The following is a 439-nucleotide window of genomic DNA, read 5'->3' on the forward strand; positions in this document are numbered from 1 at the left end:
TTGCCGGCGCAGTCAGCGCCACGGTGGCCTATGGCAGCAGCGCCAATCCGATTACCCTGAACCTGAGCGGCGGCGCGGCAACGTCCGTGGCCGTAGCCTCCGGCGCCTCGCACGGTACGGCAACGGCCAGCGGCACCAGCATCACCTATACGCCGACGACGGGTTACGGCGGCAGCGACAGCTTTACCTATACGGCCACGAATGGCAGCGGCACGTCGGCGCCGGCCACCGTGACCATTACCGTGGGCGCGCCCACTGTCAGCCTGACGCCGGCCAGTTTGCCCAATGCAGCGGCGGAAACGCCGTATAGCGCGACCCTCACGGCGACGGGCGGCATGGCGCCATACACCTACAGCGTCAGCGCCGGCAGTCTGCCTGCCGGCTTGAGCCTGAACAGCGCCACGGGCGTGCTGTCGGGTACGGCGACCGTGGCGGGCAG

Annotated in this window: 1 protein-coding gene; it reads left to right on the plus strand. The window is 69.5% G+C overall.

Annotated elements, in window-relative coordinates; all coding sequences use genetic code 11:
• Positions 1-439: Ig-like domain-containing protein (locus tag SJI03_RS28840; RefSeq protein WP_322429464.1), on the plus strand; the 439-nt coding region annotated here is incomplete at both ends.

It is taken from the genome of Janthinobacterium sp. GMG1, assembly GCF_034427795.1.
In the GTDB taxonomy this organism is placed as follows: Bacteria; Pseudomonadota; Gammaproteobacteria; order Burkholderiales; family Burkholderiaceae_D; genus Janthinobacterium.